Source organism: Rhodococcus artemisiae, assembly GCF_036327795.1.
GTDB classification, from domain to species: Bacteria; Actinomycetota; Actinomycetes; order Mycobacteriales; family Mycobacteriaceae; genus Rhodococcus; species Rhodococcus artemisiae.
In genome coordinates this window covers 132,676-147,039 of sequence record NZ_JAUTXY010000001.1, presented here as the reverse complement: position 1 = coordinate 147,039, position 14,364 = coordinate 132,676, and the positions used below count along the sequence as shown (strand labels likewise).

General features: G+C 65.6%; 13 protein-coding genes. 4 read left to right on the top strand and 9 right to left on the bottom strand.

Features of this window, described 5'->3' with window-relative positions; translation table 11 throughout:
- Positions 1-14: 14 nt before the first annotated feature.
- Together Q7514_RS00735 and Q7514_RS00730 are read right to left on the bottom strand one after the other, a co-directional pair.
- Complete coding sequence (locus Q7514_RS00735) at positions 15-1,544, bottom strand: glycerol-3-phosphate dehydrogenase/oxidase (RefSeq protein WP_330131968.1); 1,530 nt, start codon at positions 1,542-1,544, stop codon at positions 15-17.
- Between the two features lie 2 nt (positions 1,545-1,546).
- Positions 1,547-2,194, bottom strand: a complete 648-nt coding sequence (locus tag Q7514_RS00730) for a TetR/AcrR family transcriptional regulator (protein ID WP_330131366.1) — start codon at positions 2,192-2,194, stop codon at positions 1,547-1,549.
- Between the two features lie 17 nt (positions 2,195-2,211).
- Between Q7514_RS00730 and Q7514_RS00725 the strand changes: the two genes are divergently transcribed.
- Together Q7514_RS00725 and Q7514_RS00720 are read left to right on the top strand one after the other, a co-directional pair.
- Positions 2,212-3,834, top strand: coding sequence for an FAD-binding oxidoreductase (locus Q7514_RS00725; protein WP_330131365.1), 1,623 nt, complete (start codon positions 2,212-2,214; stop codon positions 3,832-3,834).
- A complete protein-coding gene (locus Q7514_RS00720; RefSeq protein WP_330131364.1) occupies positions 3,831-4,727 on the top strand; it encodes a diacylglycerol kinase in 897 nt (298 codons plus the stop codon). The genes Q7514_RS00725 and Q7514_RS00720 overlap by 4 nt, the downstream gene beginning before the upstream one ends.
- A gap of 121 nt (positions 4,728-4,848) precedes the next feature.
- Here the strand turns inward: Q7514_RS00720 and Q7514_RS00715 are convergent, their stop codons facing one another.
- The 4 genes from Q7514_RS00715 to Q7514_RS00700 are packed head-to-tail and all read right to left on the bottom strand — an operon-like array spanning position 4,849 to position 10,576.
- The gene (locus Q7514_RS00715) at positions 4,849-5,700 is read right to left on the bottom strand and encodes a siderophore-interacting protein (RefSeq protein ID WP_330131363.1); all 852 of its coding nucleotides are present in this window, start codon (positions 5,698-5,700) and stop codon (positions 4,849-4,851) included.
- Positions 5,701-5,722: 22 nt separating this feature from the next.
- Entirely contained in the window at positions 5,723-6,697 is a 975-nt protein-coding gene (locus Q7514_RS00710; RefSeq protein WP_330131362.1) for an ABC transporter substrate-binding protein, read from the bottom strand.
- A gap of 34 nt (positions 6,698-6,731) precedes the next feature.
- On the bottom strand, positions 6,732-7,394 hold the full coding sequence (locus tag Q7514_RS00705; RefSeq protein ID WP_330131361.1) for a TetR/AcrR family transcriptional regulator: 663 nt from the start codon (positions 7,392-7,394) through the stop codon (positions 6,732-6,734).
- 47 nt (positions 7,395-7,441) lie between these two features.
- Entirely contained in the window at positions 7,442-10,576 is a 3,135-nt protein-coding gene (locus tag Q7514_RS00700; RefSeq protein ID WP_330131360.1) for a bifunctional cytochrome P450/NADPH--P450 reductase, read from the bottom strand.
- Between the two features lie 82 nt (positions 10,577-10,658).
- On the opposite strand from Q7514_RS00700, the gene Q7514_RS00695 reads away from it, so the two are divergent.
- Positions 10,659-11,216 (top strand): TetR/AcrR family transcriptional regulator, encoded by a 558-nt coding sequence (locus Q7514_RS00695; RefSeq protein ID WP_330131359.1) that lies wholly within the window; start codon positions 10,659-10,661, stop codon positions 11,214-11,216.
- 96 nt (positions 11,217-11,312) lie between these two features.
- Entirely contained in the window at positions 11,313-11,840 is a 528-nt protein-coding gene (locus Q7514_RS00690; RefSeq protein ID WP_330131358.1) for a helicase associated domain-containing protein, read from the top strand.
- A gap of 45 nt (positions 11,841-11,885) precedes the next feature.
- On the opposite strand, the gene Q7514_RS00685 is transcribed toward Q7514_RS00690, so the two are convergent.
- From Q7514_RS00685 to Q7514_RS00675, 3 genes are all read right to left on the bottom strand, one after another.
- Positions 11,886-12,350: a hypothetical protein gene (locus Q7514_RS00685; protein WP_330131357.1), complete on the bottom strand. Its 465-nt coding sequence runs from the start codon at positions 12,348-12,350 to the stop codon at positions 11,886-11,888.
- Positions 12,351-12,594: 244 nt separating this feature from the next.
- A complete protein-coding gene (locus tag Q7514_RS00680; RefSeq protein ID WP_330131356.1) occupies positions 12,595-13,362 on the bottom strand; it encodes a class I SAM-dependent methyltransferase in 768 nt (255 codons plus the stop codon).
- The gene (locus Q7514_RS00675) at positions 13,359-14,195 is read right to left on the bottom strand and encodes an ABC transporter substrate-binding protein (RefSeq protein WP_330131355.1); all 837 of its coding nucleotides are present in this window, start codon (positions 14,193-14,195) and stop codon (positions 13,359-13,361) included. Before Q7514_RS00675 ends, Q7514_RS00680 begins: the two co-directional genes overlap by 4 nt.
- Between the last annotated feature and the right edge of the window lie 169 nt (positions 14,196-14,364).

The window sequence follows — 14,364 nt, the reverse complement described above, 5'->3', positions numbered from 1 at the left end:
CGCGGTCCAACGGTTTACTCGAATACGGTCGAGACCGCGTTTTCGGCGTGCGCCCGCTCTCCTGGCACCAAGCCGATTCGAGTGCGGCGATCGAGCACGTCGCCGACGTCGAGCGCGCCTTCGTGGCTCACAGCGAACTCCACTTCCGCTCTCGTTATGTCGATTCCGGGTGCGATGGGCTCCATCCGCACGGGATCGGCCGCAAGCAGCGCCGCCTCGGTTCCGTACCGCTGCACCAGTGACTGCGGCGCCGTCAGCATGCCGAGCACCGCGGATTTCGCTGCGCCGACCACCGGCAGTTGCCGGGTGTGGCATGGCCGCGCAGTCAGGCCGGCCACTTCGATTGCCGTGTCGACGGCGTCCTCGGCCATCTTCCGATAGGTGGTGAGTTTGCCGCCGACGATGCCGATCGGCCCGCCCTCCGTCCTGATGACCGCGTGCTTGCGCGACAGGTCGGCTGTCGAACCCCCGGTGTCGGGCGCGGTGGTGTCGAGCAGTGGGCGTAATCCGGCGAACGTTCCCAGCACGTCGTCGCGGGTCAGTGGTGTCGCGAGTGCCGTATTGACCGTGTCGAGCAGGAAATCGATCTCACCGTCGCTGGCCTGGGGCACGTCCGGCAGCTCACCAGGCGCTTCCTCGTCGGTCAATCCGAGGTAGACGCGGCCGAGTTGGGCAGGTAGGGCGAACACGAAGCGGTTGCGCTCGCCCGGGATCGGCACCGTGAGCGCGGCGGTCGGGTTCCCGAGTGCCGCCGCATCGAGAACGAGGTGGGTACCGCGGCTCGGTCGCAGCCGGATGGTGGGGTCGACACGACCGGCCCACACCCCGGCGGCATTCACGACGGCGCGGGCACGGACATGCAGGTCTGTGCCGGTGAGGACGTCGTGGAGGGTGGCGCCGTCGCCGGTGACGTCGCGGGCTTCGACGCGGGTGAGGATCCGCGCCCCGTACGCGGCGGCCGTGCGGGCGAGCGCGACGACGAACCGGGCGTCGTCGACGAGCTGACCGTCGTAGGCGAGAAGGCCGCCGCGCAGCCCGGCTCGCCGAACCGCCGGGGCAAGAGCAGCGGTGCGCGTCGCGCTGACGCGCCGGGACCGCGGAAGAACGCTGGCCGGTGTTCCTGCGGTGGCACGCAGCGCGTCGCCGGCGAGAAATCCGGTGCGGACCAATGCTGCTTCGGCGGCTCCCACGGATGGCAGGAGCGGTACGAGCTGGGGGAGTGGCCGCACGAGGTGTGGTGCGGTGCGCGTCATGACGATATCGCGTTCGACTGCGCTCTCTCGGGCGATGCCGACGTTGCCCGAAGCGAGATAGCGCAGCCCGCCGTGTACGAGTTTCGAGCTCCAGCGGCTGGTGCCGAACGCGAGATCATGGCGTTCGGCGAGCACGACGCTCAGTCCCCGGCTGGCGGCGTCGAGGGCGACACCCGCCCCGGTGACGCCACCGCCGATGACGAGGAGGTCGACGGTGGGGTGCTCGTCGAGTTCCTCGAGCTCGCGGATGCGGCGGGTGGCGTTCAGGGCGCTCGACCCGGTGGGGGTCATCATCAGTGCCTTTCGGTTGGGGCGAGATAGGAATCGATGGCCTGGCCGAGCTCGTCGAGTAGGGCTCGGTGGTCGACGACTTCGCTGATCATGCGGACCGATTGCACCGTCGATTGCGCGGTGAGCAGGATGAACGCGGCGAGCGTCTGCGGATTACCGGCGCGGATGGAGCCATCGTTCTGGCCCTGTTCGATCGCAGTGACGAGGATATCGAGGATGACGCGCTGGCTGGTGCCGAGCCGGTCGACGATGTACGTGATGAACACTTCCGGATCGGTTCGCAACACCTTCTCGAAGATGGGGTGCGTGCCGATGTCGTGGGCGGCGGCGACGACCGCCGACACCAGAAGCGGGCGGGTGGGCCCGACACCGCGTGTGTCGGGAAGCGCGGCACGGATTTCCCTGGTGAGCAGGTCGGCGAGGACCGAGTCCGTATCCGGCCATCGACGGTAGACGGTAGGTCGGCTGACGCCCGCGCGGCGAGCGATCTCGGCGAGGGTGGTGCGTCGTAATCCGAAGTCGAGCAGGCAGGAGCGGGCGGCGTCGAGAATCTTGTCCTCGATGCTGTCGCCGGCGCGCTCGGAATCGGGCCCCACCGGGTGCTGCGAGGACGCCTCATCACCGAATATGTCGTTACGAACTGGCGTCATGTGTAAAACTGTAACGCATGACTGAGAGCTTCACGCCCCAACGACCCGATCAGCTCGCTCCGAACATGGAGTGGGACGCATGGGGGACGGCCGAACATCGAACCGAACTGGGCCCCGAGGTGCATACCCTGCTCGAGCAGGCGCTCGGTGTCCACCGCCGGCGGGTCCCGCTCGCGGAATCCGACGTCCGGCTCACCCCTACCCGGCTCACCCCGGAGTATCGCGCCGACCTCGTTCGCCTCCTCGATGCCGACCACGTCCTCGACGACGACGCCACGCGCCTCCGTCACGCCGGCGGCAAGAGCACTCTGGACCTGTTGCATCGGCAGGGCTCCGATTCGCAGACGGCACCGGACGCTGTGGTTCTGCCCGCCGATCACGACGAGGTCCTGAGCCTCCTCGAATACTGTGCAGCACAGTCGATTGCGGTTGTCCCATTCGGCGGAGGTACCAGTGTCGTCGGGGGAGTCGACCCTGATTCCGGCCGCTTGTCCGCAGTGATCGCTGTGGATCTCCGCCGATTGAACGCACTCACCGATCTCGACCCGGTCTCACGCATCGCCACCGTGCAGGCCGGTGCCACCGGGCCTCAGACCGAAGAGTTGCTCGGCAGGCACGGATTCTCGCTCGGTCACTACCCTCAGAGTTTCCGGCACGCTACCATCGGCGGGTTCGCAGCCACCCGATCTTCCGGTCAGGCCTCTGCTGGATACGGGAGGTTCGACGACATGGTCGAACACATGACGGTGGCCACACCGCGCGGCACCATTCGGGTCGGCCACCCGCCGGCCTCCGCAGCAGGCCCGGATCTACGACAACTCTTCCTCGGTTCCGAAGGGACTTTCGGAATCATCACCGAGGTCGGCGTACGCATCCATCCCATCCCTGCAGTGGTCGAGCACCGGGCATGGAGCTTCCCCGATTTCACCACCGGCGCGGACGCACTTCGAACTCTCGTCCAGAGCGGCCTGCCGCCGACCGTGCTCCGGCTCTCGGACGAAGCCGAAACCGGCCTCAACCTCGCCCTGCACAAAGACATCGGGCGTACATCTCCTGGTGGATGTCTTGCGGTGACCACCATCGAGGGCAACGAGCGATACGTGCGTGACCGCGCGGCAGCAGTGCAGGAAATCCTCGGTGCGGCAGGAGGAGTCGACCTCGGCGCGGAGCCTGCCCGCCAATGGGAGCACGGGCGATTCGGCGCACCGCACCTGCGGGACGCGCTGCTCCAGGCGGGTGCCCTCGCGGAGACGCTCGAAACGGCGACCACCTGGTCGAATCTGTCGCGGCTGCGTGCAGCGGTGACCGAGGCGCTCACCGACACGCTCCGCGAGGGCGGCACGCCACCGCTGGTGATGTGCCACATCTCGCACACGTATCCGGCCGGTGCGTCACTGTATTTCACGATCGTGTGCGCCCAGACCGATGACACGGTGGCGCAATGGACCGCGGCGAAGCAGGCGGCCACGGCGGCGATGGTCGCTGCCGGCGGAACCATCACCCATCATCACGCCGTCGGACGAGACCACCTGCCGTGGATGACGGACGAGATAGGGGACTGCGGTGTGGAAGTGCTCCGTGCCATCAAGAACGCGCTCGATCCGCACCACATCCTCAATCCCGGAAAGCTCATCCCTTGACCACCGGTTCGGTTGTGGTGCTGAGCAACCCGACCGCAGGCGCCGATGCCCTCCACACGCTCGCGGTTGCCGGCAAACGACTACGCGCGCACGGACTGCGCATCGCTCACATCGCCGCCGATTCCGTCGATGAATCGATCGCACTCACCCGCCACGCAGTCGAGGACGGCATCGACGCGGTCGTCGCTGTCGGCGGCGACGGTATCGTGTGGCAGGCGTGGCAGGCAACCGCCACGACGGGCACGCCCGTCGGGATCGTCTCTGCCGGAACCGGAAACGATCTCGCTCGCGTCCTTGGGATCCCGGACGATCCGGCCGCAGCAGCCGATATCGTCGCCACCGGTCGGCGACGAACCATCGATCTGGGTCGAGTCTCCTCGACCCAGGGGCCGGACCAGTGGTTCGGCACTGTGCTCGCGGGAGGATTCGACGCTCTCGTCACCGACCGCGCCAACCGTATGAAGTGGCCTCGTGGTCGCCTGCGGTACAACGCCGCCACAGTCGTCGAACTGGTGAACCTGCGACTGCTCCCGTACCGGATCACCTTCGATGACGAACCGGCCATCGAACTCGACGCAACTCTGGTGGCCGTCGGCAACGCCTCCACTTACGGGGGCGGCATGCGAATTGCACCGGGTGCGCTACTCGACGACGGTCTGCTCGACGTGGTGGTCGCCACCTCGGCGAACCGTTCTCGCCTCCTGCGCCTGTTCCCGACTGTCTATCGGGGCACCCACGTCGACCTGCCCGAGGTGATGGTGCGCCGCGCACGACGGGTGCGGCTCGAGTGCCCGGGCATCACCGTCTACGCCGACGGAGAACCCCTCCGATCACTGCCGGTCGACGTGGAGGCGGTGCGCGGCGCCGGGGCGGTGCTGGTGCCGGAACACTGACGCAGGCCGACCCACCACCGGGTGGCGTCGTCGAATGCATCGTTCGTCTTGACACGGGCAATCGGGGCTCACGGGTCGATGCCTGACGAGGGCGGTGGTGTAAGTGGGAACCTGCTGGGACTCAATATGATCCGATCGCGTGTAGTTCCGTCGGCTCTGCCCGCGACAGTTCTATCTGCGCGGCGATCTCCGGATCGGAAATCTCGAGGCCGGCCTCGGCGGCGCGCTGATAGCGGCGGTAGAGGACGCGATCGAAGTCCTCGCGGCTCAAGTCTCGATGCCAGTACGGTAGCGACACGATTCTGGATCCGGGAACGCCGGATGCAATGGCGATTCGCCGTCCCGCGGCGACAAGGTCGACCTCACCGGCGATCCATACCGACGTGTGATCGCCCGCGCCGACGAGAGCGGATTGCATTCGCGTTTCCCACGAGTCGCCGTCGTCGAATGAGACATCGGTAGGGAGAACTGTGGTGCGTGCCCGATCCGGACACGACCGCAGAATCTCGTCCACGGCGGGGGAGGTGCTGCGGTCGCCGACGAGGAGAACGCTGTCGACAGTGTCGTCGACGATGAACTCATGCTTGAACCCGATGACGCCGACCGTGTCCCCGATGCGCGCACGGTGAACCCAACTGGCGGCTGCTCCGAGGTCGAGTGCGTCGAAGATGATGTGGTCGGCGCCAGGGACGAAACATAGCGCCGTGTAGGCGCGGGCAATCGGGCGGCTGGGGTCGCTCTCCCAGGTGGGGAGGGCTAATTGGTGCTCGTCGAATGTCGGGAGGGTCAGGCGTGCATCCCGGCTCCTGGCGGTGAAGATCTTGAAGACCGGAGCTAGGCCGCGCGGCCGCATCTGTGAGATGAGGGGAGCGTGGACCCGGAATCGGAGGATGGAACCGGGACGTGGGGTGATGTCGGTGATATGGGCGCGGGTCATCACGATTCCATTGCCCAATTCGTATCCGTCGGTCATTGCGAGTCCTTCCGTGCATGGCTCAATCGAGTGCGGAGAACGTCGGGTCCATGGCTTGCGGCAGCCAGATCTTGCCCAGGATTCCTGCGTTGTTGATTGCTTCGCCCTGCGCGTCACTGAGCCAGACGACACGCTCGGACAGATTGCCGTCCCACGAGGGTGACGACTCGAGCGTCGTGGTGGAGGTGCGCGGCGACGGCATCAGCAACACGAGCGCGCCGTCGACCAATCCGGTGGTCTCACCCGAGTACACGGTTTTCGCGTCACCGTTCTCGACCTCGTGTTGATCGTCTGCCGGACGCATGCCGAACAAGCGGAGGACGTTGCCGGCGGACGCCAGCATGATGTCGGAGTTGTAGTAGAGGCCGAACGAGTAGGGCTTCTCCGCGAGGGTGGGGTGCCTCGCGCCCACGTCGTCATAGGCGGCGACGGCGTCGGCGATCAGCTGCTCGCCTTCGTCCGTCCTGTCGAAGGCCTGTGCAACCTGCCGGATTCCGAGCTGCCAATCGTTGTCGGCGTCTTGCATGTCGAAGATCAGGGTCGGTGCGATCTTCCGGAGGGTCTCGGCCGTTGTGGGCTCGGTGAACTGGGGCCACGCGGGGGCGACGATCAGGTCGGGTTCCAGCGCAAGGATGGCTTCGAAGTTGATTTCGTTCGCGTACGGGTCTGCGAGATTATCGTCGATCGAGTCGTGATCCGCGTGGTCGGCGAGATAGGGCAGCGCCTCGATGTTGTGGACACTTGCACCGACGGGGTCGATACCGAGTGCGATCACGTCTTCGAAAGCGGGGTTGCCGAGGGTGACGACGCGTTCGGGAAGTTCGTGGATCGTTGTCGACCCGGTCGTGGTCGTGACGGTAATCGGGTAGTACGAGGCTGTGCTCTGTGCGTGTTCGTCGTCCGTGGTGGAAGCAGTCGAACAGCTGGTGAGCGCGAGGACCGTTGCCGTGGCGGTGGCGAGGAGTCCGAGCGTGCGTCTGCATGCGCGAGGTGACATATTGCCACCCTAGCAATAAAAGGGAAGGGTTACCTCAGTGCCTTGACGGGTCGGCTGCGTCGAGATGGGTCCACTCGGCGTTCGGTGTCGGCACCGCTTCGGGTAGTTGTCCGTTCGCGATCAGCATGTCGGCGCCTACGAGAAACGCCTCGATGGTCCAGCCCACCTGACCCTCGTACAGATCACTGCGCGGGTAGACGGCGCCGGGATAGCGGTTGCGACGCGGAGGACGCAGCGCAGCGGTGAGGGTAAGCAGCCGAGATCCGAGAAGATGCGACGCCTTTCGGTCGAGGCGGGTATCGCGCTGCATCAGTTCGTCGATGATTGCCTCGAACATGTCCACTGTGATGCGCTCGTACGGGCCGCGAAGCACATAGTCCTCGACCCCCGGAAACTCTTTCAGCAGTGCAGTGAACCGATCCGCGAGGACGCGCAGATACTCCTGCCAGGTCTGCGCCTCGGGTGCGTCGAGCTGCAGGCGGCCGAACACCCGGGCGGACGCCCTCGCGTACAGGCGGTCGATCGACTCAACGTGATGACGGATGGTCGCGTCCGACACTCCGAGTTCGCGCGCAACCGCCGCTCGTGTGAGGTTGTCGAGGCCCACTCGCTCGGCCGCGTCGAGTATGTCCTCGATCGACGTCGTGGGTGGCCGGCCCAACTTAGGAGTGATCGATCCCTTACCGCCTGAACGCATGAGGTCACCGTACGCGGCGGCACGTGCGAATCGGTGCGACATCGACGTCAGGCGAAGATGTCCTGGTGGAAGCGGCCGTCGGACTCGAGACGGCGTAGCGCGGTCTCGCCGTCGTCGCCGGTCCGTCCGGTAAGGACCTGTGCAAGTGCCCGTCGTACGGCCGGCGCCATGTGCAGCCCGTCTCCGCACACGTAGATGTGTGCTCCTCGCTCGAGCAGTTCCCGGATTCGGTCGGCTTCGGTGACGAGGGCCTGCTGGACGAATCGGTCCGGGTGGTCGGGCAGCGCGGAGTACGCCGTGTGCACCCGCACCAGACCGGCTGCATGCCACCTGTCGAGATCGTCGGCGTAGAGACGGTCGTGCTCGGGGTGGCGACATCCGGTGAACAGCTCGACCGGCCCTCTGGACGCGGTGTTGGCCCGTTCCTCCAGGAATCCTCTCAAGGGGGCGATGCCGGTACCCGGCCCGATCAGGATGACCGGTGTGTCCGGGTCGTCGGGCAGTCGGAAAGCCGGTACGGGGGTGCGAACGTGGCCGTAGAAGACGTCGCCCGGGGCGAGGCCGGCCAGGTAGGCAGAGCAGGTACCGCGATACCGGCCGGAACCCGACCATGAGGGCCCGTCGACGAGCCCGATCGTGAGCCGGACATGGTTCGGTGAAGCCAGGGGCGAAGACGAGATGGAGTAGTAGCGCGGCCGGATCGGGCCCGCAGTCTCCAGAAAGACCGCCAGCGGCAGCGTGATCGCGGGGAACCGTTCGAGCAGGTCGAGCACGCACACGCGTTTGGTCAGGATCTCCTCTGCGTAGGAGTCTGCGAGCGTTGCGAGTTGTCGGAGTGTGTCCGGGCAGCGAGCGTGGGCGGCGAGCGTCTCGAGATCGGCGCGGGTGGCCGGCTCCTGCAGTTCGGAGAATTCGGTCAGCAGCAGTGCGGCTGTGACCGGCGTGTCCACGGGGAGATGTGTAGTTCCTCGGGTGCGCAGCCGGATGACCTGGTTGTGGGAGGTTCGGAGCAGGTGCAGTGCCCGTCGGACCTGTTCGGGCTCGTTCCTGGCGAAGACGGCGAGGTGGTCGCCGGCGGCATAGGGAACGTCGTCGGGAAGTTCGGCCACGATCGAACGCACGCCGGGGCGGGGAGCTTCGAGGCTGAAGTTCCACAGTCCGGACGGATCGCCGGTGAGTTCCCGGTTCTCGACCACAGTCAGCGGGACGGCGGTCGCGGAGAGAACGTCGGGTCGAATGTCGGCTTCGGTGAGGACTTCCATGCGGTAGCGGGAACCGCGGTCCGCAGCGGTCGCGCCGTACTCCGCAGCCAACGCTTTCCACAGAGCCGAGGTCCATGCGCTGACACCACCGTCGAAGTCGCCGGCTGCGTCGGCCTCGCCGCGGGCGATCAGTGGAACCGCCCCGGCTCCGGTGAGTTTCGCGTAGGCGCGACGGGGGAACGCCTGGTAGGTGGGCCATTGCGTGTCGCCGCACCCCAGCAGCGCCAATCGCACTCCCTGCAGTGACGGCAGCTCGTCGAGGGAATCGAAGAGTTGGGCGTTGTCGGGCGCGCGCCCGTTGTAGCTGGACGTGACCACTGCGAGCATCCCATCGCGAGGTGGCTCGGCAGTGAGCTCGTCGAGAGTGGTGAGGTGGACGTCGAAGCCGGATCGTCCGGCCCGCTCGGCGAGTCGTTCGGCGATGTCGGTACAGGTGCCCAGATTGGATCCGTAGGCGACAGTGAGTGCGGTGCCGGCGGTCACCGCGCCGAGGTGGTGCTCGTGGGTATTCGGGTCGGCGGCCGGGGCAGGCATGGGTGCCCGCTCGTGGGGACGACGTTCGCGGACACGGATGGTGAAGCCCTCGGGTTTGAGAGTGAGTGTCTGTTTCACCTGCATTCGGTAGGCGTGGGGATCGCTGATCGCGAACTTCTGCAGGATCATCGCGAGGGCCAAGCGTGCTTCGGTGAGCGCGAACTGTCGCCCGATGCAGGCGCGTTCACCGTTCCCGAACGGTTTGTAACCGGCACGATGGTGCTCGCCCCTGCGCTCGGGGAGCCATCTGTCGATGTCGAATTCGTCGGGGCGGTCCCACGCCTTGGCGTGCCGATGCAGCGAGGGCAGCAGAACGAAGATCTGTTGACCCGCGAGGACACGGTACTGGCCGATAGTGGTATCGGCGAAAGGCTTGAGGATGATCCCCGGGATGGGCGACCAGATCCGTAGCGTCTCCTCGAGCACGCGGGGGATCACGTCGAGTTTCATTGTTGTCTCGTAAGTCGGAACGCTACCGTCGGGAAGGAAGCGGTCCACCTCCTGATAGGCCTGCGCGAGCACATGGGGGTTGCGAAGCAGGTTGTACAGGGCGAACGACAGCAGCCCGCTGGTCGTTTCATGGCCTGCGATGAGAAATGTCAGCACTTGATTGCGGATGTTCTCATCGGGCAACGGATCCCCGGTGCGGGGGTCCGTGGCTTCGAGCATCAGGCCGAGGAGGTCTGTCCCACCGTCATGACCGTGGCCGCGGCGCTGGCGTATGACGTCGTCCACCAATTCCTGCATGGCCCGGATGTCGGCCCGGTAGGCCTCTTCCCGACGCGCGCGCATGCGGGTGACCATCAGAGGCTGCCTGGCGCGAACCATGGCCTCGGTCAAGGCATTGCCCATTGCTTGTAGGAACGGGTGCAGTTGCAGGGAGGAGAAGGAGTCGAACCGATATCCGAAGCCGGTGAGGGCGATGGTGTCCAGGGTCAGGCGGGTCATATCGTCTGCGACGGCAAGATCCTCGCTCTGCCGGGCTGTCCACGAGGTGGTCAGGGCTTCGGCGACCTCGAGCATCTGGGGGAAGTAGGCCTTCATGGATCGTTGCCCGAATGCGGGCATCAGGATCCGGTGGGCCTGGCCCCAGACCGGTTCGTTACCGCGGGCGGTGAACAGGCCGTCGCCGGCGAAGTCGCGCACGATCGACAGCGGGGGCGCGACGCTCTTGTAGAACCGCGTCTCGTCGCAGACCTCGTCGACAAGGTCGGGATCATAGACGAACAGTGCCTGACGGCCGAGGATATCCACCCGGTAGATCCCTTCGGGGTGCTTGTCGGCTGCCTCGACCAGGAACTCCGTGGGCACGTCGCCGGACAGTTGCAGGGCATTGCCGAGGAACGGCACCCCGCGCAGCGCGGGGATGGATCGGGTCGCAGTCATCGAGAACTCCTTGTCGCCCGAGGCCGGTAACCGATGGTAGTCACCAGCCATACACTGTATGGCGATCGCTAGCATACGGTGTATGGCTGTGAGCGCGCATCGGGGCGCACCTCTTACCCCGGACGAGATCTATTCGACAGCTCTGCGCCTCGTCGACGCGGGCGGCGTGGAGGGCCTGTCCATGCGCAAGCTGGCAGTCGAACTGGACGTCAACCCGATGTCGCTCTATCACCATGTCGACAACAAGACCGCGCTACTCCAGAGAGTGTGCGCCCTGGTGGCCCTCCAACTGGACGTGCCCGAAGGTGACGCACCATGGGGGGAACAATTGCGTGCACTCGGCTACGCATGCCGCGCCAGCGCCCGCCGGCACCCTTCACTGTGGCTCTACGCGCTGTCGCACCCGGAAGTTTCCGGAGGCGACCATCTTCTCTGGCGAGCGCTCGACCGGATCCTTTCCCGTGCCGGCGTCGACGAGGCCGAATTCGTCTACGCCCGCAAGACTCTGTTCGCACTCCTGTCCGGGTTCATTCTCGGCGAGACGACCGGAGCGTTGAACGAGCAAGGTGGAGCCGCGGATCCGGAGAAGACGTTCGAGGCCTTCCTCAACTTTGCTGTTGCGGGGCTCTCGGCATTCTGAATTCGGGGCCCGTGTTCACCAACCTATGCCCGCTTCACGACGCGCGGCGTTCACGTTCGATGGTTCTCCTGGCCGTCGACGGTTCATACTGGGTCTATGCGAGCATCCACCGTCGCCCACAGAACCCCTCCGTCCCAAGAGCCTCGAGCGTTGTCCCCGGCCGTCCGGAGGTACGCCGCGCATGCTCAACGCGTTTCGGTAACCGGTGATCTCGTGACCGCAGACGGATTTCGACTCGGACGTTGGGTGGAGCGGCAACGGATTGCGCGCGCGACCCGAACGCTACCTTCTCAGCGTGAACGAGAGCTCGATGCGGTCGGCTTCGACTGGCGGGTCGAGCCGATTCCTCGAGTCGATGCCAAGCGGCTCCGCATGCTCACCGAACTTGCCGCGTACCGTGAAGTGCATGGCACCGCAGAGGTGCCTGTCCACTACACCACCGATGACGGTGAGCGACTCGGAGAGTGGCTGTATCGGCAGATCAAACGCTGGCGCACCGGTACGCTCGCCGACGACGAACGAGCGGTCCTCGAGTTGTTCGGGGTGACGCCGAACGCTCGTCGACGCGGCCCCAGGCCGGGGGTAACTGCTGTGCCAGAACATCATTCGGATGAAGGACGCTGATACCAGTAGATCGGCGGCGCATTCGATGCGCGACACCGGCCAACCTCAGTTGTCGCCCCTGGGAAGCGGTGTGAACGCGTTGGCGGCGGCTACGGCGGCGTCAACGTCGAGATTTCTGGCCCCGAGCACCGAGTCGGCTGTGCTGCGATCGAGGGTGTGACCTCGGGAGAGCAGGGAGGCGACGGTGTGAGAGGTAGCGCGGTCGTGGGGATTCCAAGAATTCAGCAGGTCGACGATGTGCCGGCTGCAGGTGGCGTCACTCGAAAAGGGGAGGCCGAGTGCGTCGAACCCGTCGGGTTCGGTGTAGTCGGCTCGACTCCACCGGGAACCGTCGAAGCCGTAGACGAAGCCGATCCACTCACCGGTTCGACGCTGGCGTTCGATGTAGCGGGCCGCAGCATGTCTCCACCACGGCGGAACACCAGCGAACAGATCTGTTTCGCTGCGGTCGAAATAGTCGGCCGCGGCATCGAAGTAGGCTTCGGAGTATTCGTGGTCGTAACCGATCAAGACAGCTTCCGACCTGCTGTGCCAACGTAGATCTGCCCAGTTCCCGCCACCGTCGTCGAAATGCCAAGTCGCTCCACGCGCATAGCATCCTTCGGCCCATCGGCTTCCTCGAGCGGCCGATACGGCTGCGTAAGAAGCCCAGCGAGGACGCATCTCCTCCGGGGAGGGAATCGCGAGAGTATGCACGAGTCGTGATGGTACCGCCGCCGTCGTCGCCCCGGCCGAGCAGTCCGAGCGCGTCACGTCATCGGTGTGGTCGGACGACTCCGTAGACGACGTAATCGTCGAACAGTTGCCAGACGGTCCCCGACTCGGCGAACCCGGCCTGTCTCAACGCGGCAAGCTGGAATTGCACCGTGGTCGGGGGAGTGCCGTCCCGATTTGCGAATCGGCGCGTTCGTTCGTCATGCAGGTACCCGATGCGGGGGTGTGACCGCAGCAGGTCCCACCATTGATCCCACTCGTCCGCGCCCGCAGCGAAACCGAGGCGCTGGGTCGACCGATCGTGCTGTGCCGACCACTCCGTGATGTGCTGATCGATGCCGTCGAAGCGGAAGTGGTCACCGTTGAGAAACAGGCCACCCGGTCCGAGCATCGATTTGATCTGGGCGTACAGGCTCACCACCTGCTCGGGCTGCAGCCAGTGCAACGCGGTGGTCGAGACAAACGCCCGAGGTGAGGTATCGAGCTGTTCGGCCACCCGATTCGACCACTGTGGATCGGTGAGGTCGGCGTCGACGTAACGCACGCGATGTCCGTAGTCGTCGAGGTACTCGCGGGCGAGTTCGAGCAGCATCGGATCGTAGTCGACCGCGACGACACGCGATTGTGGGAACCGGTCCAAGATCCGCGCGGTCAACGAGCCCGGACCACAGGCGAGGTCGACTGCGGTGAACTCGCCTCCTGTCGCGAGCTCGAGCGTGTCGAGAATCGCCGTGAACCGCCCCTCCCGGTCGGCGATATAGGCGGCCTGCTGGCTGTCCCAGCGCTCGACCAATTCATCGGGTGTCATTGCGCCACACCCAGTTCGCGAAGGTCTGTGGCGAGCTGCTCGATTCCTCCGATGTTGCGGATCGACGGGTCCATGGTGGTGCCTTCGAGGATGATGTAGCGCTTGTTCTGCACCGCGGTCAGACGACTGGCCACCGGATCCGCTTCGAGGAACCTGATCTTCTCCTCGGCGCTGTCGCCGTCACTGCCACGGGTGAGGTCGGCCAAGACGAGGACGGTGGGGTCACGATCCAGGATGCTCTCCCATCCCACCTCGGGCCACAATTGTCGACTGTCGCCGAACGCGTTCTGCGCCCCGACCTCGCGCGTCATGATTCCCGGAGCACCGCAGCAGCCGGCAATGTACGGACTGGCAGTTCCCGCATACCACCATGCGAGTGTCACCTCGGAGGCGTCGATACTTCCAGCAGCCGTCGTTGCCCGGCCACGCAGATCGCCGACCAGGTCATCGCCGCGTTCGCGGACATCGAACAGCGTGGATACGTCCACGATCTCGGAGTACAGATCGTCGAGAGTGAGCTCGGAATCCTGCACGGCGTCCTGCCCGGTGCATTCGCTCGGAGACTGATACGTCGAGATTCCCATTTCAGTGAACCGGTCGCGATCCGCGATTCCCTCATCGGTGAATGTGTAGTCGAAAGTGGTGTAGACGAAATCCGGCTCACGATCCAGCACCGATTCGAACGAGGGGAATTCCGTGTCGAACGCGTACACCTCGGAGGCCGCAGGTTCGAGCTCCGGCAGAAGCCGGTCGTCACCGAGTGCGACCCCGGATAGCCGATCTGCCAGCCCGAGACTGAGCAGCAACTCGACGGCGGGCTGGTTGACGGCCACTGCCCGCTCGATGGGACCGCTGGGTGAAACCGTGATCCCGCAGTTGATCACACCGCGAGCGTCTACGGTATCGTCCGGGTCGTCGCTATCGGTAGAAGTGCCACACCCGGCCGCGCCCAACACCATCACGGTCGCCGCGGCGACCACAGACTTCCGAATTCTTCGGTGC

Bases quoted from the DNA above. Each gene is read 5' to 3' on its own strand.
- Q7514_RS00735 (WP_330131968.1), bottom strand. From the start codon at position 1,544: ATGACCCCCACCGGGTCGAGCGCCCTGAACGCCACCCGCCGCATCCGC.
- Q7514_RS00730 (WP_330131366.1), bottom strand. From the start codon at position 2,194: ATGACGCCAGTTCGTAACGACATATTCGGTGATGAGGCGTCCTCGCAG.
- Q7514_RS00725 (WP_330131365.1), top strand. From the start codon at position 2,212: ATGACTGAGAGCTTCACGCCCCAACGACCCGATCAGCTCGCTCCGAAC.
- Q7514_RS00715 (WP_330131363.1), bottom strand. From the start codon at position 5,700: ATGACCGACGGATACGAATTGGGCAATGGAATCGTGATGACCCGCGCC.
- Q7514_RS00710 (WP_330131362.1), bottom strand. From the start codon at position 6,697: ATGTCACCTCGCGCATGCAGACGCACGCTCGGACTCCTCGCCACCGCC.
- Q7514_RS00705 (WP_330131361.1), bottom strand. From the start codon at position 7,394: ATGCGTTCAGGCGGTAAGGGATCGATCACTCCTAAGTTGGGCCGGCCA.
- Q7514_RS00700 (WP_330131360.1), bottom strand. From the start codon at position 10,576: ATGACTGCGACCCGATCCATCCCCGCGCTGCGCGGGGTGCCGTTCCTC.
- Q7514_RS00695 (WP_330131359.1), top strand. From the start codon at position 10,659: ATGGCTGTGAGCGCGCATCGGGGCGCACCTCTTACCCCGGACGAGATC.
- Q7514_RS00690 (WP_330131358.1), top strand. From the start codon at position 11,313: ATGCGAGCATCCACCGTCGCCCACAGAACCCCTCCGTCCCAAGAGCCT.
- Q7514_RS00680 (WP_330131356.1), bottom strand. From the start codon at position 13,362: ATGACACCCGATGAATTGGTCGAGCGCTGGGACAGCCAGCAGGCCGCC.